The organism is Neobacillus muris (assembly GCF_943193175.1).
Lineage (GTDB): Bacteria > Bacillota > Bacilli > Bacillales > Cytobacillaceae > Neobacillus > Neobacillus muris.
Genome location: NZ_CALPDF010000006.1, coordinates 59,656 through 85,873 on the forward strand (window position 1 = coordinate 59,656; position 26,218 = coordinate 85,873).

The 26,218-nt window shown below is 40.6% G+C and carries 26 protein-coding genes and 1 riboswitch; of the genes, 8 read left to right on the forward strand and 18 right to left on the reverse strand.

Annotation, left to right across the window (positions count from 1 at the left end):
- Positions 1–211 precede the first annotated feature (211 nt).
- The 4 genes from NFS43_RS06360 to NFS43_RS06375 all read right to left on the reverse strand — a co-directional run bounded on the left by NFS43_RS06360 (position 212) and on the right by NFS43_RS06375 (position 4,528).
- A complete protein-coding gene (locus NFS43_RS06360) occupies positions 212–625 on the reverse strand; it encodes a CoA-binding protein (protein WP_251550611.1) in 414 nt (137 codons plus the stop codon).
- 115 nt (positions 626–740) lie between these two features.
- On the reverse strand, positions 741–1,550 hold the full coding sequence (locus tag NFS43_RS06365; protein WP_251550612.1) for an ATP-binding protein: 810 nt from the start codon (positions 1,548–1,550) through the stop codon (positions 741–743).
- 4 nt (positions 1,551–1,554) lie between these two features.
- Positions 1,555–2,508, reverse strand: coding sequence for a GGDEF domain-containing protein (locus NFS43_RS06370; RefSeq protein ID WP_251550614.1), 954 nt, complete (start codon positions 2,506–2,508; stop codon positions 1,555–1,557).
- Positions 2,509–2,791: 283 nt separating this feature from the next.
- Positions 2,792–4,528 (reverse strand): glycosyl hydrolase family 18 protein, encoded by a 1,737-nt coding sequence (locus NFS43_RS06375; protein ID WP_251550616.1) that lies wholly within the window; start codon positions 4,526–4,528, stop codon positions 2,792–2,794.
- Between the two features lie 180 nt (positions 4,529–4,708).
- Here NFS43_RS06375 and plsY point away from each other — a divergent pair, with 180 nt between their 5' ends.
- On the forward strand, positions 4,709–5,308 hold the full coding sequence (plsY, locus tag NFS43_RS06380; RefSeq protein ID WP_251550618.1) for a glycerol-3-phosphate 1-O-acyltransferase PlsY: 600 nt from the start codon (positions 4,709–4,711) through the stop codon (positions 5,306–5,308).
- Positions 5,309–5,764: 456 nt separating this feature from the next.
- Positions 5,765–6,913 carry a CapA family protein gene (locus NFS43_RS06385; protein WP_251550620.1) on the forward strand — a complete coding sequence of 383 codons (1,149 nt, stop codon included), beginning with the start codon at positions 5,765–5,767 and terminating at the stop codon, positions 6,911–6,913.
- A 293-nt stretch (positions 6,914–7,206) separates the two neighbouring features.
- Here the strand turns inward: NFS43_RS06385 and NFS43_RS06390 are convergent, their stop codons facing one another.
- The 9 genes from NFS43_RS06390 to acnA all read right to left on the reverse strand — a co-directional run bounded on the left by NFS43_RS06390 (position 7,207) and on the right by acnA (position 16,735).
- The gene (locus tag NFS43_RS06390) at positions 7,207–7,515 is read right to left on the reverse strand and encodes a hypothetical protein (protein ID WP_251550844.1); all 309 of its coding nucleotides are present in this window, start codon (positions 7,513–7,515) and stop codon (positions 7,207–7,209) included.
- A 40-nt stretch (positions 7,516–7,555) separates the two neighbouring features.
- Positions 7,556–7,984 carry an acyl-CoA thioesterase gene (locus NFS43_RS06395; RefSeq protein WP_251550622.1) on the reverse strand — a complete coding sequence of 143 codons (429 nt, stop codon included), beginning with the start codon at positions 7,982–7,984 and terminating at the stop codon, positions 7,556–7,558.
- A gap of 29 nt (positions 7,985–8,013) precedes the next feature.
- A complete protein-coding gene (locus NFS43_RS06400; protein ID WP_251550624.1) occupies positions 8,014–10,338 on the reverse strand; it encodes an AAA family ATPase in 2,325 nt (774 codons plus the stop codon).
- Positions 10,339–10,465: 127 nt separating this feature from the next.
- The gene (tlp, locus tag NFS43_RS06405; RefSeq protein WP_251550626.1) at positions 10,466–10,693 is read right to left on the reverse strand and encodes a small acid-soluble spore protein Tlp; all 228 of its coding nucleotides are present in this window, start codon (positions 10,691–10,693) and stop codon (positions 10,466–10,468) included.
- Between the two features lie 130 nt (positions 10,694–10,823).
- A complete protein-coding gene (locus tag NFS43_RS06410; protein WP_251550845.1) occupies positions 10,824–10,967 on the reverse strand; it encodes an acid-soluble spore protein N in 144 nt (47 codons plus the stop codon).
- 65 nt (positions 10,968–11,032) lie between these two features.
- A complete protein-coding gene (locus NFS43_RS06415; RefSeq protein ID WP_251550628.1) occupies positions 11,033–11,164 on the reverse strand; it encodes an FbpB family small basic protein in 132 nt (43 codons plus the stop codon).
- 140 nt (positions 11,165–11,304) lie between these two features.
- Positions 11,305–11,841 (reverse strand): peroxiredoxin family protein, encoded by a 537-nt coding sequence (locus tag NFS43_RS06420; RefSeq protein WP_251550630.1) that lies wholly within the window; start codon positions 11,839–11,841, stop codon positions 11,305–11,307.
- Between the two features lie 127 nt (positions 11,842–11,968).
- On the reverse strand, positions 11,969–13,705 hold the full coding sequence (gene abc-f / locus NFS43_RS06425; RefSeq protein ID WP_251550632.1) for a ribosomal protection-like ABC-F family protein: 1,737 nt from the start codon (positions 13,703–13,705) through the stop codon (positions 11,969–11,971).
- A gap of 324 nt (positions 13,706–14,029) precedes the next feature.
- Complete coding sequence (gene acnA, locus NFS43_RS06430) at positions 14,030–16,735, reverse strand: aconitate hydratase AcnA (protein ID WP_251550634.1); 2,706 nt, start codon at positions 16,733–16,735, stop codon at positions 14,030–14,032.
- A 320-nt stretch (positions 16,736–17,055) separates the two neighbouring features.
- Between acnA and sspO the strand changes: the two genes are divergently transcribed.
- Positions 17,056–17,205 (forward strand): small acid-soluble spore protein O, encoded by a 150-nt coding sequence (gene sspO / locus NFS43_RS06435; protein WP_251550636.1) that lies wholly within the window; start codon positions 17,056–17,058, stop codon positions 17,203–17,205.
- A gap of 64 nt (positions 17,206–17,269) precedes the next feature.
- Here sspO and NFS43_RS06440 read toward each other — a convergent pair whose 3' ends face one another.
- Complete coding sequence (locus NFS43_RS06440) at positions 17,270–17,539, reverse strand: hypothetical protein (RefSeq protein ID WP_251550638.1); 270 nt, start codon at positions 17,537–17,539, stop codon at positions 17,270–17,272.
- Positions 17,540–17,649: 110 nt separating this feature from the next.
- Between NFS43_RS06440 and NFS43_RS06445 the strand changes: the two genes are divergently transcribed.
- Positions 17,650–17,790, forward strand: a complete 141-nt coding sequence (locus NFS43_RS06445) for a small acid-soluble spore protein P (protein ID WP_251550640.1) — start codon at positions 17,650–17,652, stop codon at positions 17,788–17,790.
- A gap of 87 nt (positions 17,791–17,877) precedes the next feature.
- On the opposite strand, the gene selA is transcribed toward NFS43_RS06445, so the two are convergent.
- A complete protein-coding gene (selA, locus tag NFS43_RS06450; RefSeq protein ID WP_251550642.1) occupies positions 17,878–19,290 on the reverse strand; it encodes an L-seryl-tRNA(Sec) selenium transferase in 1,413 nt (470 codons plus the stop codon).
- Positions 19,291–19,392: 102 nt separating this feature from the next.
- Between selA and NFS43_RS06455 the strand changes: the two genes are divergently transcribed.
- Entirely contained in the window at positions 19,393–19,797 is a 405-nt protein-coding gene (locus tag NFS43_RS06455) for an Hsp20/alpha crystallin family protein (RefSeq protein WP_251550644.1), read from the forward strand.
- 85 nt (positions 19,798–19,882) lie between these two features.
- On the opposite strand, the gene NFS43_RS24510 is transcribed toward NFS43_RS06455, so the two are convergent.
- Positions 19,883–20,122, reverse strand: coding sequence for an Rdx family protein (locus NFS43_RS24510; protein WP_338150590.1), 240 nt, complete (start codon positions 20,120–20,122; stop codon positions 19,883–19,885).
- A gap of 119 nt (positions 20,123–20,241) precedes the next feature.
- Here NFS43_RS24510 and selD point away from each other — a divergent pair, with 119 nt between their 5' ends.
- Positions 20,242–21,306: a selenide, water dikinase SelD gene (selD, locus tag NFS43_RS06460; RefSeq protein WP_251550646.1), complete on the forward strand. Its 1,065-nt coding sequence runs from the start codon at positions 20,242–20,244 to the stop codon at positions 21,304–21,306.
- 209 nt (positions 21,307–21,515) lie between these two features.
- Here selD and NFS43_RS06465 read toward each other — a convergent pair whose 3' ends face one another.
- Complete coding sequence (locus tag NFS43_RS06465; protein ID WP_251550648.1) at positions 21,516–22,481, reverse strand: L-threonine 3-dehydrogenase; 966 nt, start codon at positions 22,479–22,481, stop codon at positions 21,516–21,518.
- A gap of 23 nt (positions 22,482–22,504) precedes the next feature.
- Positions 22,505–23,695 (reverse strand): glycine C-acetyltransferase, encoded by a 1,191-nt coding sequence (locus NFS43_RS06470; protein ID WP_251550650.1) that lies wholly within the window; start codon positions 23,693–23,695, stop codon positions 22,505–22,507.
- Between the two features lie 375 nt (positions 23,696–24,070).
- Positions 24,071–24,172, forward strand: a riboswitch (purine riboswitch).
- A 124-nt stretch (positions 24,173–24,296) separates the two neighbouring features.
- Here NFS43_RS06470 and NFS43_RS06475 point away from each other — a divergent pair.
- Both NFS43_RS06475 and NFS43_RS06480 read left to right on the forward strand, forming a co-directional pair.
- Positions 24,297–24,893: a xanthine phosphoribosyltransferase gene (locus NFS43_RS06475; RefSeq protein ID WP_251550652.1), complete on the forward strand. Its 597-nt coding sequence runs from the start codon at positions 24,297–24,299 to the stop codon at positions 24,891–24,893.
- Positions 24,890–26,197 carry a nucleobase:cation symporter-2 family protein gene (locus NFS43_RS06480; RefSeq protein WP_251550654.1) on the forward strand — a complete coding sequence of 436 codons (1,308 nt, stop codon included), beginning with the start codon at positions 24,890–24,892 and terminating at the stop codon, positions 26,195–26,197. The genes NFS43_RS06475 and NFS43_RS06480 overlap by 4 nt, the downstream gene beginning before the upstream one ends.
- Positions 26,198–26,218 lie beyond the last annotated feature (21 nt).

A 26,218-nucleotide genomic window follows, 5' to 3' on the forward strand; every position in this document is an offset into this window, starting at 1 on the left:
GCTGATAATCCTTCTCCATAATATCACATTAGAACAAATGTTTGTTACTTAATTTTGCCAAAGGTCTTGCGGCGTCTATGCTTTATTTTAGCGATTTATTTTGATTTGGCAAATACGTATTGAAAAATTTCCTTAATTCATCCGTTCTTTGCAAGTTATTTTGGATAAAAAATAAAAAGCTGAGAGCATTTCCTCACAGCTTTTAAACCTATTATCTAGTTAATGAATGGATGACTTTAATGCACCGATCCATGATTACGGTATAGCCTTTTTCTTTTAAAAATTCATACGCTTCCTCATTCACCAAGCCTTGTTGTGCCCAAAAGACATCTGCATCGGCCTCAACAAATTCCTTTGCAACATCGAACAATTGTTCTGAACGGCGAAAAACGTTGACAATGTCGATATGCCCTTCAATATCCTTTAACGAGGCAACAGCCTTTACGCCTAAAACTTCGTCAATGGTTGGGTTTACAGGGATAATTTCATAGCCGGCCTTCTGCATGACCTCGGATACTTGGTAAGAGGTACGCTCCGGATTATTGCTTAACCCTACAACAGCAATTCGTTTTGCCTTTTTCAAAATCGCGCCCATTTCTTCTAAACTTGGATTTTCAACTGCCATACCCTTCACTCCTATTCGCTTCATTACCTTTATTTTATCTCCTTTTGAAAAAAAATACATGGATCATGATCGATCACTTTCAAATAGCATTCAATGTTATAGAATCAGAGATCCCTTATTCCGTAAATACGAAAGGCTTTTCACTAAGATGAAACTTAGGAACAAGTAGGCTGTATTTAGTTCCTAAGTTAGAGTTGTCAGCTGCAACAGTACCTCCCATGTTTTCAAGAATCATTTTTGTTACATAGAGACCAAAATCCATGTCTTTTGGCGTACTGCTGAAACACGGGCCAAAAGCATTTTCCATTAAGGCACGGTCGATACTGCCCGCATTGTCACTAATTTCTGCCACAATATATTGACTTGTTTCGCTTATGTTTAGTTCTAAAATTCGCGTCTGCGAATTCTTTACAATAAACGCATTTTTTGTACGGATTAATACGTTCAGGACCGCCTGACTGAATTCATTTGGATAGCCAAAAGCCATAAACTGTCCGCGATGTACAAAGTTTACCATGATTTTTTGTTGATGAAGACTGGGAGAGAATATAGCCAAAGCATCTTCGATGGAATCGGCAACAGAAAAAGGGGACTTATCTTTATTCGGTTTATATAGTTTTCGAAAATCATGGATAGCCTGTGACATATGGTTAATCTGTAGCATACTTTCATAAATAAAATTTTCAATGTATTGGTCACTTAATTCCCCAAATTCTAGGGCTTCTCTAATATCTTGAATTAATAGCGACAAGTGATTTAGTGGCTGCTGCCATTCCTGACCATAGCTTTCAAACATTTCTCCCATTTGGGCAAACCGGGATTGTTGAATGAAAAATGGGTCGATTTGCTTCCTTTTTTCATTTTCCTCCTGATGCCCCTGTTCTAAATTTTGGTTTATCTTTTTTGTTTCCATAGGCGTTTTCATCTGTTCACTTCCTTTTAAAACTGGTTGACTCTGGGCTGAAAAAAGTGATACAATTCTTTCCGCTTTGTTTGGACTCATATAATGCATGTTCTGCCCGAAAAAGCAGGTCTCGTTTTGACATGCCGGAAGTATAGGCAGCTATGCCAAAACTGCAGGTTACTTTGCCTAATTCCCGAAAGGAAAAATTGACCAAAATAGTCTGAATCGATTCTGCCATCTCCAATGCGTCCTTCATTTCAGTTTTTGGCAATAGTAAAATAAAACAATCTCCGCCCCAGCGCGCAAAAACATCACTCTCCCCGATCTGCTGTTGGACGATTGTAGAAAAGGTTTTTAACAAATGGTCCCCAGCTTTATGGCTAAAGCGTGAATTTATCCTTTTTAAATCATCCAGATCCATAACCATTAAGGAAAATGTCTGGTCCCATTTTTCTGCTTTTGTGACCATATCATCTAAAATCTCATTAAATCTGCCTCTTTTCAACGTGTTCGTTAACGGATCAAATAGGGATAATTGCTGCATTTTATATTTTTCCAGTTCCCTGATCGCTTCAATTTGAATAACAGATTGTTGAACAGCTTGCAAAAAACGTTCTAAATGGATTGGTTTTGGAATGACATGATTGACGATGCCATTCTCTAATAATGGCTGATAGACCTCTTGTTCGTCCTCTGCAGCGGTAATGATAATCGGTATTTGGTCATTCAGTTTCCGTATGGCTTCAATCATTTCCAGTTCGGATGGATGATTGAAATGGATATCAATAATCAAAAGATCTGGTTGATATTTTTGATAGAGTTCCAGACCTTCCTCCCCATCTAATGAAGCATATACGTTCCTGAAACGCCTGCCTAAAACCCGCAGGATTTTTTCTCTGGAAAACAATTCATCTTCAACATACAGCACACTGATACCGGAATACGACTGATAGAGAGCCGAAGAACTATTTACGCCCATAGTAACACCTCACCTTCCTATTTAGTTTGATATGATAAAACCGACCGCTATTTCTAGTTTCGGCCGGTTACATTGCTTAGTATTGATTTATATAAAATTATATGAGCTCCTCGCCCTCCTTTCAACGGATTCGCAGATGGTTTTAAAAATCTCCTTATTTTTGTAATAAAATTGACCATTTTTCTACCTTAAATGTTAATAAGGCTCCTCTATTCATAGTATTAACGGTAAAGAAATCATTTGTAAAAAGAAAACCGGCCCATTGGCCGGCTTATGATCCCTTTTATTTTTTGGTTACATTTTTGTTGGAAGCTGTCTGTAATGCCGTCCAGGCAGAATCGCCTGCAAAAAATCTTGACCAGCTTGCCACACCGGCAAGGTTATTTTTTGCCGCAAGATTTGCCCGTTTAGTTAATGAGCTTTCATCTTCTATCCAAATTTTATAAACAGCGTTTTCTTCTGGGGACTCATATTCTGCATAATTTTGCCCGCTTTGCTCATCATAGACCGGCTGCACCCCTTTTGATGCCAGCCAGTCTTTCGCCTGGTCCATCGAGAGGGCGGTTGATGTCACTTGTGTCGTTCCATCCGATTTAGTTTGTTCTTTCCAAAGCCTTGTATAAAGCGGAACGCCCAAAATTAATTTATTATTAGGAACCTCTGTCAACAGCTTTTCTAAATTATTTTCTACCCAAGGAAGACTGGCAACACTGCCTGCCCCTGTAGAGCTTCCCGTATGTTCATCATATGCCATCACGATCAGATAATCTGAAATTTCAGCTAGTTTTGTTCTTTCATAGAAGGAGGACCAATTATTATTTTCACCCGCTGAAAATGTAATGTCCATCGATACGACCAGCCCTGCATCGTGCAGGTAAGGAGCAGCTTCTCTCATAAATTGTGTGACTAGCGGCCCATCCTCTGGATTCACATTTTCAATATCAAAGTTGATTCCTTGCAGCTGATACATTCGACTATAATAGAGAAGCTGCCGAACCATATTTTTACGGGTTTCATAATCCTTAAAGGCTTGATGGGTCAAGTCCGGATCAAACGAATTTGAAAATACACCCCATACTTGATAGCCTCTCGATTGCGCCCACTGGCTATATTCTAGTGAGGCAAGATTTTTAATCGAGCCATCCGCTCCAGCTAATGAAAACCAAGTGGGGGAAACCACGTTTATTCCTGTCATTTCGGGAATTTTCGCCATATCTGGATTCTTCGTATAGACAGCTTCCCATGTTAAGTGGATGGGCCCATCCACTTTTGGCAGAGCAAACGTTTTCCTTTCAGGCACAATTTTAATTTCCTCTTTTTTTCCTGGATTCACATATTCCTTTTTGATATACCCGGCGATGCCGTCAGCCTTTCGAACAAGATAATAATCTTGCTTTTCCCCTTCAATTCGGACCTCTTCATTTTTCTTCAGTTGGGCAGTATAGGGAGACTGCCAGTCTGGCTTTGTCCGGATTCTTAATTTTTCTTTTTTCATTTCCTTATTAATCACTTTTGCACGAATAAATGAATCACCATCGTGTTCGATCAGGATACCATTAGATTCTTGCAATCTCGTAAATTGGATCGGATATAACGCTAATAGGGGATCAATGGCCATATAAACTTGACCGTTTATTGTCATAACAGGAGATAATTGCAATGTCACTGGTTCTTCATTGACAAAATAAGTAAGTGAATCGGTTGGCATCTGAACGACTTTATCCTTTGTCGTAATGATCACTGATTTTGATTTTTCATCATAACGGATAGCCGAGTCAAGGTTCTCTTGAATTAATTGAATCGGAATATAGTAAGAATCATTTTGCAACACAGCATTCCCTTGTTGTTTCCCACTAAATATTATCGGGTTTTCCCCAGTTAAATAGGCTTGTTTTTCATTCGAAGCAAAGGGATATAATAGGAAAAAAAACGCGATTACACTTAGCAGGATTCCGCTAATCAGCCCCCCAATTAACCACATTTTTGATTTTTTTCGATGAATGATTTCTATGTTTGCCATGTTTACTCTCCTTCCCGTTTCTATCGTAAAGTATCAAAAAGGAATTGGAAAGTGATTTTTCACGTTTCTTTTAAAATCAAGTATCAAAAACAGCTGATCGTAAAAAAGCAATTAGCGTTTCAGGTTCAATACATGGTAAAATAGAAACACTGGATTTTATTTTGAAGGAGAATTGTCATAATGGTTCAATTAATTTTAATCTTGGTCCTGGCTTATCTAATTGGTTCCATCCCTTCCGGTTTAATTGTGGGCAAAGTTTTCTATAAAATGGATATACGTGAACACGGAAGCGGCAACCTGGGAGGAACCAACACTTTCCGAGTGCTCGGTGTGAAAGCTGGATTGGCTGTTACCTTGGCTGATATACTGAAGGGAACTTTGGCAGCTGCCTTGACGGTTATTTTTTCTGTTGATGTTAACCCGCTGCTTCCAGGTGTACTGGCTGTATTGGGCCATACTTATCCGATTTTTGCCGGATTCCGCGGCGGTAAAGCTGTTGCGACATCAGGAGGCGTTCTTTTGTTCTGTGCCCCATATTTATTTTTAACGATTCTATTAGGATTTTTTATTAGTCTTTACATAACAAAATATGTATCGCTATCATCCATGATTGCCGGCATTATTGCAGTATTATATGTAGTGGTTTTCGGCTTTGTAAAAGCGTGGGATATCCCATTATTAGTCGTAGTTCTTTTATTAGTATCGTTTGTGATTTATCGTCACCGCGCCAACATTAAACGAATCATGGATAAAACGGAACCTAAAATAAAATGGTTATAAGAAAAACGGAGCATCCGGACTTTCCGGCTGCTCCGTTTTTTACATTTTTAACAATTGAAAAGACCCTTTACCCAAAACATCATGAACATAATCCAATTTTGTATGGTCAAAGTAAACGAAGTCTTTTTCATGAATCAACACTTGAATATCCTCAAATTCAAAGACACGGTCCCCTTGTAATTTCCGCTCCTCCAGAGACAGATTTAATTTTGGGGCACCTCAGCCAATTCCCATGCTTAACCGCAAAAACAGCTGTTCTTCATTAGAAGTTTTCTCCCTATTTATGATATCGATCAGTACATGATGAGCTTGATTGGTCAGCTTAAACATACATTATTCACCCCATTTCCAAAATTTTGTCGAATGAGAGAATACAAATTTCCACATAAATATAGTATAGCATGGACAAAGTCTATAAAAATAATCGGCTTATCAAAGCACTAGGGAGCAGGTAGTATGAAAAAATCGCTTATGACTTCTATCTCAATTGTTCTTGGATGCAGTATACTTGCCTATGCTTTACTCACTCAACCATCAAATAAAACCAAACCGGTTCCGAAAGTCTACTCCGAAGAGGTCAATCCACAGCGTCCGGCACAAACCATAAACCGGGTCATCACCGAAAAAATAACCGTTGGCGCAATTGGAGACATTCTCATCCACAGTCCTGTTTATCAGGATGCCTTCAATGGATCGCAATATGAATTTGACCAAATGTTTTCCAATGTAAAATCGCTCCTAGAAAAACCCGATCTCCTGACAGCCAATCTGGAGAGCACACTCGGAGGGATTGAACTGGGTCTCTCCGGATATCCAACCTTTAATAGTCCGCATGAAGTAGCAGATGCCCTTGTCCATTCTGGAGTAGATATCGTTTCTACCGCAAACAATCATACATTAGATAAAGGTGAAAAGGGAATTCTTTCTGAAATTGCATATTTAGAAAGTATAGGTCTTCCGCATGTCGGCAGTTTTCAGAATGAACAAGACCGGCATAAATTACGGGTAATTGAAAAAAATGGGATTAAACTCGCTTTCCTTTCCTATACATACGGAACAAATGGAATTCCTGTTCCAAAAGGGAAAGACTATCTCGTCAATTTAATTGACCGAAAAAAAATGAAAGAGGAGATCCATCGTGCCAAGGAAGCATCGGATGCAGTCGTGATGAGCATCCATTGGGGGAATGAGTACCAACGGTTCCCAAACCAGGAGCAAAAGGATCTGGCCCGTTTTCTTGCCAATGAAGGGGTGGATATCCTTTTTGGGTCGCACCCTCATGTCCTCCAGCCAATGCAATGGATTGAAAGGGCCGATGGCCGAAAAACGTTTGTCATTTATTCTTTAGGCAATTTTATTTCTGCCCAGTATGGTGATTACAAAGATATCGGCGGGCTTGCTACCGTTGAAATAACGAAGCGGGTATCAGAACAAGGAAAAACGGTTGAACTTTCTAGTCCTGCTTTTTATCCCACCTATGTCACGAGTCAAACCTATAATCATTTCCGTGTTGTGCCGTTGGAACAAGCAGGTTCGGCCGGTCTCAAGAATGCTGATGCAAAATATGATGAAATCCAGCAGCATATGAACCAGTGGCTTAAATAGTTTAGGCTATAGGAGGTCCATTATCACTAATTATGTTCTGTTTTTTTAGAGCCTCATAAAAGACAATTCTCTCGCTTTCTTATAGGATTTTGTCTTCAAGAGCCCTTATTGAAGACAGTTCTTTTGTTTTCTTATTGAGTTCTGTCTTTAAGAACCCTTATTGAAGACAGTTCTTTTGTTTTCTTATTGAGTTTTTGTCTTTAAGTGCCCTTATTAAAGACATCTCTTTTGCTTCTCAATAGTCTCTGTCTTTAAGCCCGTTAATAACTTCTTTTTGCATCGTGACTTCGATTTTATCCTTGCTTCCTATTTTTCCAAATATGCTCCAACAATCCTTCTTGTTTTAATATTTCTTCCTGCTTTTCTCCGATTAAATCAAAGTGCGAATACCCATTCTTACGATGATCGATCCAATCCTTCTTGAGACCGTACTGCCGTCCCCATTCTGCAAGCTTTTTCAGGTCGCTGCAGCCTACCTTGGTGACGGTTTTATATCCTGGGAATCGGTCATCTAGCCAATAATGAGTTAAAAAGGCAATTTCACCTTGGTCTATTTTTCGCTTCCATTCTGCTATATCCTGTTTTTTGATTCCGAACGCCACCCTTTTCACCTCATCCATTGTGCAATATATATTGAAGCCACTATTTTTTCTTTACTTCCTCGTATTTGCGATACCACTCAGGAAAAGCCTTTTTAAAAGATGTTGGCCTGAAATTATCTTTTTTTACGATGATATGAGTCGTTTTTCCTTCAGCGCAAACTTCGCCATTTCCATTAATGACACTGTAGCCATAAATAGTCTTAATTCCATCATTAATCTCTACCCAAGTTTTTACGAATGCCTGGTCACCATACCGCAACGGCTTCTTATAGGTTACTTGGACATCATAAACAGGCGCGTAGTACCCGCTCTCTTCCATATCCACATACTTATACCCCAGGTCCTCAATAAATCCCGTTCTGCCCAATTCAAAGAACTTCAAATAGTTGGCATGATAAATAACACCCATCATATCTGTATCTGCGTAGTAAAGCAAGATGGCTCTTGTCGAAACAAAATATTGATCCACTCCGAACTTCCTCTCCATTGTCCAAATAATTATTTCTTATTCATTACAGCTCTTACATCGGATTCTTCTAGTAAAATGGCCATTTCATCCAGGTTATCTGTGTGTTCATCCATCATTAATCTTGAAGCCTGTGCTTGAATCATTTCATCCACCATATTGGTCGCAAATCTGCCATTTCCCGTTTGCTGCTCTCGCTGCAACATCTCAAGCAGGAGCTGTTTGGCAGTCTCCGTCAGTTGATATTGATAACGTTTGGCGTAGGAATCCATAATCGAAAGCAGCTCTTCAGGTGAATAATCAGGGAAATAGAAAAACTTTTTGAAGCGGGAACGCAGACCTGGATTGCTCTCAAGCAGCTCGTCCATTTCATTAGGATAGCCTGCCAAAATCACCACTAAATTTTCGTTATGCTTGGTCATTTCGTCAACAAGTGTATCAATTACTTCTTTTCCAAAATCACCGGATGTATGGCTTAACAAGGAATAGGCTTCATCAATAAACAAGACGCCGCCAAGAGCTTCTTTAATTTTCCGCTTTGTTTTCCCAGCTGTCTGTCCCACATATCCAGCCACAAAATCAGCTCTGCTCGAAACGATCAAATGGCCTCTTTTTAATATCCCACATTCTTTTAAGAGTTCCGCATAAATTTTTGCAACGGTCGTCTTCCCTGTTCCCGGCCTTCCAGTGAACACAGAATGGAGCTGTATGGGCACTGCTGGCAGACCTTTATTTCTTCTGAACTGCTGCATTTTTACGAAGGAAAACAACGACCGCATTTCTGCTTTTAAAGATTCCAAACCGATTAGTTGGTCGAGCTGTTCGATTGGAGCCAATTCTTTTTTCTCTGGCTCAAGGATAAAATCCTCGTGATCCAGTAACATATATCTTAAAATATCCTCTCCATCGTCCAGTCCAGATCCCTTTTTAAAAATCGCCTCCAGCACGATATTCCGGACTGTTCTGGCATTGCCGAAAGTTTCATCCACCCGCTCCTGCTCGATCCGGTGGGCAAGTTCTTTTTTGGCAGCCTCTGTTAAAAAATAATCGTTTTCAGCAGCTGCGGTTTCAGCAATCAGGATTAATTCTTCATTCGAATAGTTGGGCAAATGAATAAAGTTCGATTGGGGAAAACGGCTGCGCAGGCCGGGATTTGCGTCTAAAAACGATCGCATTTCCTCAGGGTATCCGGCTAAAATCACTGCAAACTTTCCACCATATTCTTTTCCTGTCATTAATGAAACAAGCGTATCAATAGCTGCTTGCCCGTAATCGCTGCCGGTCTGGCCTTCACGCTTTAAACTGTATGCTTCATCAATAAACAGCACGCCGCCTATGGACCGCTCGACGATACTCCTGACATTTTCTTCCGTTTGCCCCATAAACGAACCAACTAGCTGGGCTCGGTTCGTTTCGACGACTTCCTCACGCGGCAATACTCCCAGTTCATGATAAATTTTAGCCAGCAAGCGGGCCAAGGTGGTTTTCCCAGTTCCCGGATTTCCGGTTAAAATCATATTAAGGCTAAGTTCATCTTTATTTTTAAGTCCCATTTTTTTCCGGTGTTTTTGGTATTTTAAGAACCGATAATAATCGTTCACCCGTTTTTTAACCGTTTCGATGCCAATTAACTCATTTAGCTGTTCTAACGCTTGTTTATCCGAGGGGGCAGGCTGCTGTTCCAGAATGAATAACAGTTCCCATTCTCTTTTTATTTCTTCCACTTTAGCTAAATGCAGTTTTAAATCATCCATATACGCAGATGTATGAAACACTCCGATTATGGATTCCTCATAGTCCTCGGACGCTTTTAATAATTTGCCCGTTTCCTCAATCGCAGAGGCAAGCAATTCATATAACTGCTGATATTGTTGAAAAATTTCTTTTCCAAGCATTCCAGATGCAATGTCTTTTTTATGCTGCAAATCCTGGAACCGTTCATCAGCTTCAGATAAAAAGCTTTTGCAAATCTCAATGTACTGATCTGCCACTTTCTTTTTGGCAGATCGATTATCCGTTTCTCTTATTGGCGGGAAAGAAAGAGAGGACATAACATCTTTCAGCTTTTTCCACTCCACACCAATTGTGAACTCCTGAGCCCATTTATTGGAAGGATTAAGCTTCAATGCTTTTTCTACTAAAGCAGCCGCTAAAGAATCATCCTTATTCCTTCCAAGCCTTGAACGGGCGATTAAAGTCAACAGCTGAGATAATATGGCAGGATCATTTTCCTGTCCAATCGCTGCTATTAATGAACTCTCTTCTTGAATAACACCTGTTTCTGTGAGTTCTTTTTCCCAGTTCATGATCTCCTTTGAATAGTGAACGAATTGGTTTTTTTGCTGATTTACATTCATGGTTTCTTCATCACATCTCTATTTAAAGTTTCTCTACTATCTTACCATAGGTTGCGGAGTATAAAAAAATTAGAGGCATTGCAATAATGATAAAGGACCAGTTTCTAAAAGAACTGGTCCTTTATCATTATTGTTGTGAATCATTTGCTTCATCTTTTATTTCTGATCGAAATGAAGCAATACTTTCCCGCCTGCGTTCATTCTTGTCTTCTATCGCTTGGCGCTGTGATTCGCTGTCAGTAAACCGAAGAGACTCTTCTGCTGCCTCCATGTTCTCAATCGTATTATGGACCATCGACTGCAGCTTTTCTACGTTGTCGCTTCGATCATCTGGGTTTGGTTTGTTATAGGCCATTCGTACTCCTCCTTTGGCTGTGTGTTTGGTACAGATATAGTTTGTTTCGGTGAGATGAAAATATTACAGAAAATTAGCTGCAATAAACACAAAAAGGCCCGCCGGATTAGATGCCGGCAGGCCTTCCATATTATTCACCTTTGGTTTGGATTACTTGAGCGTGCTCCCCTGATGTATCGTTCATTTTCTTGCCTTTATTACCGGAAAATCCGCGAGGCTGAGTTCCCAGATGTTCAGGTACATGGTGCTTCGAATCTCGTTTTGGATTACCCATCATGATCCCCCCTTACTAACATTTTACCCAGAAAGGTGAGGAACCATGTTTGGAAAACTTTTGTGTTACTCTGCTTTGCCTAACCGTTTTGCCTCAATGCGCTGCTCAATTTTTTCCAATGCCGCGTTGTCTTTTAAGAGTTGCGATTTATTTTCAGACACCAGTTCTGCGAAAGAACGTTTTCTTGGCTTTCTCATTCTTTTCACCTTCCTTATTAACTATTGTAACAGTAATTATGCCCGGAAACCCTTTCAATTATTACAACTTTTTGAAAATTTAAGCGTTTTTTAGTTCTTTTTACATAAAAAAAGACGTTGATTTCCAACGTCTTTCCTTCCTACTTTAAATTCCCTGCATATTCCTTCATCTGTTCCAATGTCATCGATCCGGAGATTTTATTCTGGATGATTCCTTTGCTATCAATAAAATAGCTGGTCGGAATAGATAGAACCCGGTACTTTTCGTTCACAGAGTCTTCGCTATCCAGAAGGATTGGGAAAGTCAGTTTGTATTCATCTACAAAGGCTTGAACATCATATTGCGGGTCAATATTAATGGCGAGAATGGCAATATCATCCCCAACCACTTGATGGAATTTTTCCATGTCCGGCATTTCCGCCTTGCATGGAGGGCACCATGTAGCCCAAAAGTTTATCATGACCTTTTTTCCTTTTAAATCAGAAAGTTTAACCGTTTCACCAGTCAAGGTCTTTAATTCAAAATCCGGTGCTTTATCTTTTATGGCCAACCCTTCATCAGCCGCAGTAGCTGTGCCAGCGTTATCGGGGGTTTCTGTTTCTTTATTCACGGCCTGCACAATTGCCACAGTCAATAAACTAATCAAAATCACTGCAGCAATGACCTTTTTGATCATCCCGAATCACTCCTTCATTGTTTATCCGCTACATAGAATTTTACACTATTACCCCTATCATAACAAAGCTTGTAAATTTGCCTATTTTGTGAATAATGCTGGATTATGGATTGAAGGCATGACATGCTTACATTTTTTCAGCCATAAGCTGTTTTTTCTGTTTTAGAAGTTGGTTAAATTCTTTATCCAGGGCCATGTACTTCGGATCCTTAGAATCGATTAAAGCGAATTCGCCAAGAATGGCAGCTATTCGATTTTCAATAATCATTAACGATTCTTTCTGATCTTCCTTTGTCTGTGTCGGCTGTTTATTAAAATACTCTTCTGCCGTCATTTCCAGCCGTTTGATTTGCTGCTCTTCAAACACTAAAAGCCGATTGCAAAGTTTCGCTAAAAAATAATAATCGTGGGAAACGATAAGAATGGTTCCTGTGAAATCCGCCAAAGTTGTTTCTAGCTGTTCCCGGCTTGGCAAATCAAGATGGTTTGTCGGCTCATCTAATAGAAGGACATCGTAGTCTTTCATTAGTATATCGGCAAGCTTGACCCGCGTCCGTTCACCTAGACTCAAATGCCCGATAGGCTTTAAAATCTGCGGATCTTTTAAGCCTAAGTTTGCCAAGATGGTTCTTGCCTTGAAGATTCTCTCCCTGTCTGTTAACCCCATTGCCTCCAAGACATTTTTATCACTAGGCAGATCCTTAACATCCTGGCTTAAGCAGGCAATTTTCATCGATTTGCTGCACCAAAGTGCCCCTTCTGATGGAGCTTCTTCCCCGAGGATCATTTTTATCAAAGTCGTTTTTCCACAGCCATTTTCACCTATTAGGCCGATTCGTTCACCGTGATTAACATAAAAATTGGCATGGTGGAATAAGGGACGCTTGGGAAAACTTTTAGCAAGCTGGTTCGCCTCTAAAATCCGCTTGCCTCTTTTTCCCTGATTTTCAAATTCAAATCTCACTTTTGCTTCATCCGCAGGCTTCTCAACCTTGTTTTTGGATAACTCGTTTTGCAGCCGTTTCATTTTAGATTTTATTTGGTTGTCCAGCTTCTTAGCTTTTACACGATGGTATTCTTTAAATCCATCCTGCCGTTTGGCCGGACCGGTGCTTTTCTTGGTGGAATCACGATGTGCCTTCTCTGACCATGACTTTAATTGATTCATCTGTTGTTCAATTTTTTCAATTTGCCGCTGCTGTACCTCATATTGATGTGACTGGCTTTCGATTCGTTTCTTTTTTTCTTCCTGATAAGCACTGTAATTTCCTTTATAAAAATGGATGTTTCCGCTCTCCAATTCAAAAATGCGATTCACCGTTTGATTAAGAAAATGGCGGTCATGAGAGATGATCAAAACGGGACCAGTAAATCTTTTCAATTCCTTCACTAGCCAGCCAAGTCCTTTAAAATCTAAATGGTTCGTTGGTTCGTCCAAGATTAGGAAATCTGGTTTTGATGCCCAAACCATGGATATGGCTAGCTTCAACTTTTCACCGCCGCTTAAATGGACAAGCCGGGATTCCTCCCAGTCTTTTACTTTGCTAAGACCCAATTGACTTGCGATATGAAATAATTCCTCTTCAGCACCGCCTGCCAGAGAATTTTCAAAATCATTGGTCTCATAATCAATTGATTGAGACAGATAACCAATCTTTAACTTATTTGGTTTCTCAACTACACCATTATCAGGAGGAATTTTGCCAAACAAAATATTGGCCAGGGTGGTCTTGCCCGCCCCATTATAACCAACCAGCCCAATTCGATCGCCTGCTTGAATTTCAAAACTGGCATTGTCAAGAATCTTTTTTAATTCAAAGCTTTTTTCAATACCTTTGCCTTTTATTATTGTTTTTGTATGCATAAAAAAACCCCTTCAAGTGACCTGAAGAGAGTTTATGTCGAGAAAATCCTTTATTAAGACATCAGCAAATAGACCTTTATAAGGGTTTATAAGTCAATGCATAGATTGATTCGGACATAAAAAAGGACACACTAATCCTATTCTTCAGGTTCACATTTTCGTTTAATTCGAATTCATGTACTGAAAAATAAGATTAAAATTTCATCGGCCCTTTGTTCATTCCTTTACCTTAAGTTATTTATATTTTATTTTATTCCATTCATGTTTGTCAATTCTTTATAAAAAAACACCACGTCCTTAAAGGACATGGTGTCTATTAAACTATTAAGCTTGTAATTTTTCACGAAGAACCATTTGCAGGATTCCACCGTGGCGATAGTAATCAATTTCAACTTCTGAGTCAAAACGCACGATTACTTCAAATTCTTTCTTATTGCCGCTTTCATCTGTTGCAGTTACTTTAACAAGATCACGCGGCTTTACATTTTCATCCACTTGTACTTCGAATGTTTCTTTACCCGTTAAACCCAGTGTTTCAGCGTTGTCGCCATCTTTGAATTGAAGCGGAAGTACACCCATTAACACTAGGTTAGAACGGTGGATCCGTTCAAAGCTTTCAGCAAGAACGGTTTTGATGCCGAGCAGGTTAGTACCTTTAGCAGCCCAGTCACGAGAAGAGCCCATTCCGTAATCTTTGCCGGCAAGGACCATTAGACCAGTACCATCTTCTTTGTACTTCATGCAAGCATCGTAGATGGAAGTAACTTCACCAGTTGGCCAGTAAGTTGTGAAGCCGCCTTCTGTGCCTGGTGCGATTTGGTTACGAATCCGGATGTTTGCGAAAGTACCGCGCATCATAACTTCATGGTTACCGCGGCGAGAACCATAAGAGTTAAAGTCACGTGGCTGAACGCCTTTTTCTAACAGATATTTACCAGCTGGAGTGTTTTTACCAATAGCTCCGGCAGGCGAGATATGGTCAGTTGTGACAGAATCACCAAACTTGCCAACAACCCGAAGACCGGTTAAAGGCTCAACTGTGCCTGGTTCTGGTGATAAGCCTTCAAAGAATGGCGGATTTGCAATATAAGTAGAATTTTCATCCCAAGAATATAAAGGCTCATTGCTAGTTTTGATTTGGTTCCAGCGTTCGTTATCACCAAATACGTTCTCATATTCTTTACGGAATAATTCCGGTGTAACTGTCCGTTTTACCACATCATAAATTTCAGAAGTGGATGGCCAAATGTCTTTAAAGAACACATCATTGCCATCTTTATCCTTGCCGATTGGCTCTGAAGCAAAATCAATATTCACTGTACCTGCTAAGGCATAGGCTACAACAAGCGGAGGTGAAGCAAGATAGTTTGCTTTTACAAGCGGATGAATACGTCCTTCGAAGTTACGGTTACCGGAAAGAACAGATGTAACTAACAGGTCGTTTTCCGCAATTGTCTTTTCGATTTCTTCTTTTAATGGACCGGAGTTACCGATACATGTTGTGCAGCCATAACCTACAAGGTTAAAGCCGATTTGTTCTAAGTATGGTAGTAAACCAGAATCACGTAGATATCCAGTTACAACCTTAGAACCAGGTGCTAAAGAAGTTTTTACAAACTTAGGAACTTCCATTCCCAACTCGACTGCTTTTTTCGCAACAAGTCCTGCACCAACTAGAACATATGGGTTAGATGTATTGGTACAGCTTGTGATAGAAGCGATCGCAACGGCACCTGTTTTAATGGCAGCTTCATCACCATTATTAAATTTAACCACTGCTGACTTTTCAAGCTCATCTGCTTGTAAGCCGAAGCCTTGGTTTCCTTGTGGAGCAGAAACGGCCTTGACGAATTCTTCCTTCATTTTGGAAAGAGGAATTAAGTCTTGAGGACGTTTAGGTCCAGAAAGGTTGGCTTCAATTTCAGCAAGGTCAATTTCAATGACATCTGTATATACAGGCTCAAACGAAGGATCAAAGAATAATCCATTTGCTTTGCAATATTCTTCTACAACTTTAATTTGCTCATCGTCACGGCCAGTTAACCGCATATATGCAAGTGACTCATCGTCAATTGCAAAGAACCCGCAAGTTGCGCCGTATTCTGGAGCCATGTTAGCAATCGTTGCACGGTCAGCTAGCGGCAGAGAAGACACACCAGGTCCGAAATATTCCACGAATTTACCGACTACACCATGTTTACGAAGTACTTGGGTTACCTTTAATGCAAGGTCAGTTGCGGTTGCACCATTTGGAAGTTCTCCAATTAGCTTAACACCGACAACTTCTGGCACTGGAAAATAGGAAGGCTGTCCAAGCATGCCAGCTTCAGCTTCAATACCGCCAACGCCCCAGCCAAGAACGCCAAGTCCGTTAATCATAGTTGTATGAGAGTCTGTTCCTACTAAAGTATCAGGATAGGTCTCTAGTTCTCCATCAACTTCTGCAACATGGACGACATCAGCCAAATACTCAAGGTTTACTTGATGTACGATACCGGTTGCCGGCGGAACGGCACGATAGTTGTTAAACGCTTTTTGTGCCCAGCTTAGGAACTGGTAACGCTCAGCATTCCGTTCAAATTCAAGATCCATATTCACAGCTAGAGAATCTGGTGTACCATAAGCATCGACCTGGACAGAGTGGTCGATTACAAGGTCAACGGTCTTTTCCGGATTGATTTTGTCCGGATCCCCGCCTAGGTCTGCCATGGCTTTTCTTAATGAAGCAAGGTCAACGACCGCAGGCACACCTGTAAAGTCTTGAAGAATAACACGTGATGGCTTGAATGGAACATCCACTTCTTTCAGCTCATCTGTTCCCCATTTAGCTAAGTTTTCAACATGCTCTTTCGTAATAACACGGCCATCATATTGACGCAGCACGGATTCAAGCAATACCTTAACAGAATAAGGCAATTTAGTTACTTGGCCAACGCCGGCCTCTTCTAATGCACGTAAACGGTAGTAGTTATAGCGTTTGCCGTTTGCTTCAAATGAAGAACGTGCATTAAACACATCATTTTTCACCATGTTTTTACCCCCTTATTCGTATTCATTCACACATAAATGAAAAGTTCGAATATTCCCATTCGGCTTAACTTTTCTCACAACTCTAATCTTAATACAAGCGATTACATAAGTAAATAACAAGAAAGTTATTGTGTTTGATAAGTTTTTCTTATTTTATTTTATGTAATTTGTTCGGAATATTTTGAAAACACAACAACCAACTTGGATATCATGCAATCACTTAACCCGAGGAATATTCTCTATTATTATGGCAAAAAAATTTTAATTTGTCATTTATTTCGCATGAATGGAAATAGTAAAAATAATAGGAGGTGAATCGAATGGCAAAAGGGAAGGCGAATCACGTCAGACCTGGAATGAATGCGGCAAAAGCCCAAGGTAAGGGTGCAGGCTTTAATGAAGAAATGGGAATGGAACCATTGACAGAAATGGAAAAACGCAACAATAAAAAAAGGAAGAAAAATCAATAGTACCCTTAATACAGCTAAAAAAAGCGGAATTTGATTTTCCGCTTTTTTAACATTGGCATTTGCTTTAATCATCGATATTTACTTCTGACACGATATTCTGCAAATCTTTCTGGAATCGTTCCAGCTGTGCTCTTTGTGTTTCTGATGCTACTTCAAGGGCATTTTCAATTTGTTGGTACGCTTCATTCACTTCATTTTTTAAATGTTTCAGTTGATGGCCATAATTGGCACTGTCGCTGACAATCGTTTCATATAAGCCTTGCGCATTTTCAAATCCCTGCTGGGCAGCTTGAAAAGCTTCCTGTTTATTCTTATTATAAGGATTTCTTTGCATCGCTGCTTCCTCCTTCATGTTGTTACCCTTTAAATTGCTCGAGACTCCCAAAAAATATTCAGCATAAAATGACATAATGATTCCATCCTAAGCTTAGAGGAGGGATAGAAATGACCAACAAAAATGACGGAACAGATATGCGCAAAAACGCACCAAAGCAGTCTGGCCAGCCAGAGCCGCTCAGTGGTTCCCACAAGGTGAAAAATCGTAACCACACTCGCCAAAAAAGCAAATCCCATCATGATATGTGATAAGAAAAGAGCTAACTAAACGGTAAGTGATGCTGAATAAAAATAACGGCTGACTCAAAAATGTGAGTCAGCCAAATAAAACAACCGCTATTGTCCAACAAAAATTAAAGCATCCAACAAGGTCTCTTCCTCATCTTCTGCAACCGTTCTTAAATCGATAATAAATTCATCCTTTTGAATTCTGCCGACAATCGCCGGGCTGGTTTCTGTTCGCAGCTTTCTCCCCAGCTGCTCAGCTGTTAACGTATGATCCTTTAAAGCAATCACTGCAGTAGGAAGCTCAACATCGGGCATCGTCCCGCCGCCAACCTGGCTTGTATCAGAAAAAATTGTTGCTTGATAGCGATTTGTCCTTTGTAATAATTTTGTAACAAAGTGATTGGCTCTTTCGTCTAATTCAGTAGCAGTCTGCATTAAATCACGGATGGCTGGTATATTACGTATGGCCTTTCCTCCACGGGCATAATCTATTAATGTACCTTCCAGTGCGGCAAGTGTCATTTTATCTACTCGGACGACCCGGGCCAATTGATGTTTCTTCAATTGGTCAATAATAGCTTTTTTTCCGGCAATGATTCCCGCTTGCGGACCGCCAAGCAGTTTATCGCCGCTAAAGGTAACAACATCTGCCCCCATGTCAAGAACCTCTTTTACCAGCGGCTCCTCGCCAATGCCATATGTCCGAAAGTCAAACAAAGCACCGCTGCCGAGGTCTTCGTAGAAAATGACCCCCTCCTGGCTTCGCGTAAGCTGAATAAGTTCCTCTGTCTCAACTGATTTAGTAAAGCCGATTACCTTAAAATTGCTGGTATGGACTTTCATAATGATTCCTGTTTCAGTAGTTAGGGCCTTTTCATAATCATATAAGTGGGTTTTATTTGTTGTGCCTACCTCCACTAGCTTTGCACCGCTTTCTTCCATAATTGAGGAAATGCGAAAGGAACCGCCGATTTCAACCAGTTGTCCCCTGGAAACGATGACTTCTTTATTTTCAGCTAATGCTCTTAGAACTAGGTAAACAGCTGCAGCATTGTTGTTCACCACCATGGCGGCTTCTGCACCAGTGATTTCTCTGATAAGGCTTTCAATATGGATATGGCGTGATCCTCGTTCTCCTTCTGTTAACTTGTACTCAAGATTGGAATAATTTCGTGCGGTTTCGACCACATGGTGAATGGCGGTTTCACTTAACCTCGCCCGTCCAAGATTGGTATGCAAAATGGTTCCCGTAGCATTGATGACGCGTTTTAATGTATAGGAAAATTGTTGACTGACATGTGCTTTTAAATGCAGAAAAATTTCATCAATAAATGGGGAGGTGCCTGGATCAGCCCCGGTCCAATGGTTATTCATAATTGAGTTTCTGATGTTCCCAATCACTTCCTTTAGATGCTTTGTTAGTGAAACAGCATCTAAATCAGTCTCCTCCAAAATTTCCAAAAATCGGCCATGATGTTGCAGCTCATGGACTGGGGGAATTTCCCTCAAGCTATTTTTCACAGTAAAAACTCCTTCACATATCCTTGAATAGGACTATTATATCACTTTTTACACCTTTTTTAACTGACTGAATAGAATGATACAAGCAAGGAGGAAATGGATATGAGAAAGAAAAAAGTCCAGCCAAATCTGTCTGTTGACGCTGAGCAGATGGAACAGTTTTTAAAAAACTACTTTCTGGACCCTTTAACCTCACTGGCAGACCAGCAGCAATTTAGAATCGATATTTATGAAACGGAAGAAAACTGGATTGTCGAAGCATTCATGGATGAACTTTTGAGTTCAGAAATTACAGTGAAAATCGCTGACACCCAGTTAATTATAAATGCTCAAAAACATACTTATACAAACCCTTCATCGTTTCCCCAGCGAAGCCGGACCATTGACTTCCCCTTCCCGATCATCAATCATTGTGTTACGGCTGCTTTTCAGAATGGAGTGCTTGAAATCTTTATTTCAAAAACAGAGGCCGGTCAAGGGAAAAATCGGTACATTACTTTGCCTTAGCCCTTTCTTTTTTATATTTAGTTTACATAATAATATTATTATAATTATAATTCCCCCATGCTATTTCGGCATGAGGGTCACGTTGTTATTTTTGGGATATGATTTGAATCATGTCTTCGGTATCAGGAAAGACGCCGGTTTCAAGTTTGGAGTAAATTTTTTCTCCATTTAAAGTGACTTCAAACGCACCACCGGAGCTAGGGATTAATTCTAATATTCCAATATCACGTCTAAAATGCGTGAACAATTCTTCCGCGAAACTCGCGGCTTTTGGAGCATAGTTTCATTGCATGCAAAATTCAACAACAATATGATAGTTTTTCATTTTGGCCTCCCTGTGTTGTAAAATATAGTAAGTAGAAATATTTTACCTAGACTATTAGTATTATGCAATTCTTTTGCACTTATCGTGCGGATTCATTAGGAAAGAGGTATACTAGTGGAATGGAGGTGACCATAGTGAATGAACAAGAAAAAATCCGCTTGACTTCTTTGTCTACTAAAGCTGGCTGAGGCTGCAAAATTGGTCCAGAGGACCTGACGCAAGTTTTGCGTCTTTTGCCAAAACAAGACCCTGTTCCGGAATTAATAGTCGGAAACGAAACAAGTGACGATGCAGGCGTATACAAACTAACAGATTCAATCGCCCTGATTCAAACGGTCGATTACTTTACCCCAATTGTGGATGACCCTTATATGTTTGGCCAGATTGCTGCAGCCAATTCATTAAGTGATGTTTATGCTATGGGCGGAGAACCAAAAACAGTCATGAACATTGTTGGCTTTCCTATAAAAAAGCTTGGGGCTCAAGTGCTCGGAGATATATTGCGCGGAGCTGCCGATAAAGTAAAAGAAGCTGGCGCACTAACGGTTGGCGGCCATTCGGTTGATGACCAAGAACCAAAGTTCGGATTATCAGTAACTGGTCTTGTCCATCCTGATAAGGTTTGGAAAAATATTGGCGCTAAACCTGGCGACGTCCTTATCCTTACAAAACCGATCGGTGTGGGGATTATTACCACCGGGATTAAGCGAGGAGCTGTCACTTCCGAACAGGAACGGATTGTTACTGAAACGATGGCTATGCTGAATAAAACAGCGGCTCAAGTTTTAACCAACTATCACCCTCATTCAGTTACCGATGTAACAGGGTTCGGACTGCTTGGACATAGCAGTGAAATGGCCCGCGGCAGTGAAGTAAGCTTTGAGATTTCTTTTTCTCAAGTGCCGATTTTAGAAGGTGCTGTGGAGTTAGCTAAACATGGCGTCGTCCCTGGCGGTTCGAAATCAAATCAAAGATGGCTGAGCGATGATGTTGTTTATGAGGATATCCTTCCCGAGGAACAGCTAGTGCTTTGCGATGCGGTAACCTCTGGCGGCCTGTTAATTTCGATAAGTGAGGAAGAAGCAAAGAGTTATGTGGATGCCATGCAATCCTTAGGAGCTTTAGCTTCCATTGTTGGCAGGGTTACGGAGAAAAGGGACAAACTGATCTATGTAATAAGATAACAGCGAAGCGGCATATAGCTTCGCTGTTTTCATTATTAAAAAATCACTTGTAAACACCTATTTAGTTAGTGTCTCCATGTGATCCCGTCTATTCACGATCTTCTTCTGTTTTTCCTGTTACTTTGGCACTGACAGATGGTTTCTATTACAAATCCTTTATAAATGTCTTTATTCGATGACTGAACATCGTACATAAAAAACCCAAGCCATTATAGCTTGGGAACCTCTAAACGAAGCTTTTGACGAAGCTTATCGATCATATCCTCTGTCATTTTATCCAAATCATACTCATACTTAAAGCCCCATTCCTGTCTCGCGGCCGTTGCATCTATCGAATTGGGCCAGCTTTCTGCAATCCGCTGCCGGCTCGGATCTACATCATAATCCAGCTTAAAATCAGGAATATATCTTCTAATACTGGCCGCAATCCCCTCTGGATCAAAGCTCATTGCCGTAACATTAAACGAGTTTCTGTGAATCAACCGGCATGAATCCGCTTCCATTAAATCAATAATGGCATTTAACGCATCAGGCATATACATCATATCCATAAAAGTCCCTTTAGCAATATATGAAGTATACTTTCTTTCCTGTACGGCTTTATAATAGATTTCAACCGCATAATCCGTGGTGCCTCCCCCTGGCTGGGCCACATAGGAGATTATTCCAGAGAACCTTAGCCCTCTTGTATCCACACCGTATTTATTAAAATAGTAATCTGCTAAAAGCTCACCCGCTACTTTATTGACGCCATACATAGTAGTGGGACGCATAATCGTGTCTTGCGGTGTGTTGTCTTTAGGTGTTGTCGGACCAAAAGCACCTATCGAGCTGGGGGTGAAAAATTGTGCCTTCAATTCCCTTGCTGTTTCTAAAGCATTTAACAAACCACCCATATTCAAATTCCAAGCAAACACCGGCATCGCCTCCGCTGAAGCTGATAAAATGGCAGCTAAATGCATAATGGTGTCTGCCTGATATTTTTTTGCTGTTTCCATCATCTGCTTAAAATCCGTTACATCTACGACTTCAAAAGGGCCGCTTTGTGCAGCCTCGCTGCTGTTCTGTCTGATATCAGTGGCCATAACGTTGCTGGCACCATAGATGTCTCTAAGTCTTAAGGTGAGTTCCGAACCTATTTGGCCTAGGGCCCCTGTAACTAAAATGCGCTTCATAGTGGTCTCTCCATCCTTTACAATTAAATAACACCCATTTCCTTGCCGACATGTTCATAAATCAAAATGGCCTTATCAAGCATTTCTTTCGTATGGGCTGCAGTCGGCATATTGCGCACTCTTCCTGCTCCGCGTGGAACTGTTGGGAATACAATTGCTTTCGCATATACCCCCTCATCAATTAAGCGCTTACTGAATTGCTGGGCTAAAGTTTCTTCCCCGATTATGCATGGGGTAATAGGCGTTTGACTGTTCCCGATATTAAATCCTAATTTCTTTAATCCACTCTTCAAATAATCCGCATTATTCCAAAGCCTTTTATTTAAATCTGTACTCTCCATCAAAATTTCAATAGACCGAATACAGGCAGCTACATCTGCTGGGGTTAACGAGGTCGAGAACAAGAAAGGCCGGCTGCGCACTTTCAGCCAATCAATCAAGTTTTGCTTGCCTGCTACGTACCCTCCAACAACTCCGATTGCTTTTGACAACGTGCCAATTTGAAAATCAACCTTGTCAGAAAGGCCAAAATGCTTAACCGTTCCAGCTCCTTCTCCCAGCACCCCGGAGCCATGGGCATCGTCCACATATGTAATCAAGTCAAAATCTTCGGCAATTTCCACGATTTCTGGCAATAAAGCAATATCCCCATCCATGGAGAATACACCATCCGTTATCACCATTATTTTATTGAATTCCCCTGATTCAGCTGCATTTTTAGCTTTTGTCCTCAGGTCGTCCATATCCGAATGGTTGAAGCGGATAATTTTGGCTTTGGAAAGCCTGCAGCCATCAATGATTGAGGCATGATTTAATTCATCCGATAAAATGGCATCATTATGGTCCATTACAGCAGAAATTGCCGCCATATTGCAATTGAAGCCGGATTGGTAAGCAATGGCCGTTTCGGTATGTTTAAACTCCGCCAATTTTTCCTCTAATTCCACATGCAGCTTAAGTGTACCATTAATAGTCCGGACAGCTCCCGCACCAACTCCGTACTGCTTGATGGCATCTGCTGCCGCTAACTTCAACCGCTCATCTGTTGCCAATCCTAGATAATTGTTAGAAGAAAGGTTAATCAAATCTTTTCCGTTAATTGTAATAACGGGGCCATTCGGACTGTCAAGCGGATCAATGACATTATAGAGCCCCTTTCCCTTCAAGTCTTCAAGATTATCATTTAAAAATTGCTCTAACCCTTTACTAGACATGTTCATTTCCCCCTTATATAAATCAGACACACTTTTCTTACAGAAAACACAATTGTCCTCTCGGATAGGACAATTGAAAGCGTAACCAACCGCTCCATATTCATGTTCTCCATACTATAATTTATCATATTTTTTAAAAAATGTTCATATATCGTGGACATGGACAGAAAATTTTTTTCTGATTTCTTGGCCATCATTTTATTAACAAATTTAAAAAAACGATATAAATTTTCTATTCGCGCTGCTTTTTCATAACAAAAAAACACAGCCATGGAAAGGTTTGCAAATCCGAACGAAATAAAAAAAATCATCTTCTTTATTCGGATTTTTATAAAAAAGGGTTGAATTGCACGCTTCCCATGCTATAATTGGTTTAAATGCATAAAGGTTTTCACTCATATAATCGCGGGAATATGGCCCGCAAGTTTCTACCGGATTGCCGTAAACAATCCGACTATGGGTGGGTAATGAAGAATTCCGGTCGTGTTTATGTTGATCGGTCTTCACTTTTCCTATGGACGTTAAGCCCAAAGGTCATTGCCTCACTCTAGTATTGTGAGGAATAACCTTTGGGCTTTTTATTGTTTAAGGAGGGCTTTACATGAAGTTATTAGAAGACAGAATTAAGAAAGATGGCAGAGTTCTGTCAGAACATGTACTAAAGGTGGATTCTTTTTTAAATCATCAAATGGATCCTGTACTTATGCAGGAAATTGGCAAAGAGTTTGCCAGGCTATTTGAGAAAGACGGCATCACCAAAATTGTCACGATTGAATCCTCAGGCATTGCTCCTGCCATTATGGCGGGATTATATCTGAATGCTCCAGTGGTATTTGCCAGAAAGAGAAAATCACTGACACTGACTGAGGACTTATTAACGGCTTCTGTATATTCTTTTACCAAAAACGAAATGACTGAAATATCCATATCTCAAAAGTATCTATCCAAGAAAGACCGCGTACTGATTATCGATGATTTTTTAGCCAATGGCCAGGCGGCACTGGGGCTGCTCCAATTGGTTCAACAAGGCGGCGCAGATATTGCGGGAATTGGAATTGTTATCGAGAAATCATTCCAGCAAGGAGCAGAAAAACTTCAACAATTGGGGATTCGCGTGGAATCACTAGCACGAATTATGTCCCTTTCAGATGGCAACGTAATATTTATTAATGAAAAAGTGGAGGAAACAGTGAAATGAAACTACATCCAATGAAAATAGCCTCATTAGGTATACAACATGTTTTAGCCATGTATGCTGGAGCCGTGATTGTTCCGCTGATAATCGGCGGAGCACTAGGGCTGTCCAATGAACAGCTGGCCTACTTAGTTTCCATAGATATACTGACAAGTGGAATTGCGACGTTACTGCAAGTGTGGCAGAACCGATACTTTGGCATTGGACTTCCAATCGTATTAGGCTGTACGTTCACGGCTGTTGGCCCGATCATTGCTATCGGCGGGCAATATGGCCTATCCTCCATTTACGGTTCGATTTTGGTATCCGGTATGATCGTCATGCTGATCGCCAGGTACTTCGGAAAGCTAATCCGCTACTTCCCTCCTGTCGTGACAGGTTCTGTTGTCACCATTATTGGTACAACCCTAATCCCTGTAGCCATGAATAATGTTGCGGGCGGTGAAGGCAGTCCTGATTTTGGTTCGATTTCTAATATTTCCCTTGCTTTTGGAACGCTCTTATTTATTATCATTCTTTACCGTCTTTCAAAAGGGTTTATTCGTGCCATTTCGATTTTATTAGGGTTAATCGCAGGAACTATTGCTGCTGCGTTTATGGGAAAAGTGGATCTTTCAGCAGTAGGCGATGCTTCATGGTTCCATATGGCAACTCCATTTTATTTTGCTGCACCATCATTTGAAATCGCCCCAATTATCACGATGACACTGGTTGCGATTGTCAGTCTTGTGGAATCATCTGGTGTATATTTTGCATTAAGTGATATTACTGGAAGAAAATTATCAGAAGAAGATTTAGTGAAAGGGTATCGAGCTGAAGGTTTGGCAAGCGTAATTGGAGCCTTGTTCAATTCCTTCCCCTATACCACTTTTTCACAGAATGTAGGGCTTGTTCAGTTCTCGGGTGTTAAAGATAAGCGGGTCATCTATACTGTTGGCGGTATTTTAGTATTCTTGGGATTCTTGCCAAAGGTTGCCGCACTAACTACCGTCATCCCTACTTCCGTTCTTGGCGGCGCCATGATTGCGATGTTTGGAATGGTGATTGCATCAGGTATTAAAATGTTGAGTAAGGTCGATTTCTCCTCCCAAGAAAACCTGCTCATTATCGCATGTTCGGTTGCTGTGGGGCTGGGTGTTACCACCGTTCCTGACCTGTTTGCCAAGCTTCCTGAGACCGTCAAAATCCTTTCCAACAGCGGGATTGTGGCTGGCAGCCTTACAGCGATCATTCTTAATCTTGTGTTTAACGTTGTAAAGAAGCCAATCAAGCAGACTCAGAATGGGCAAAAATTAAAAGTTTCTTAGAATGACAAAAATAAGACGGAG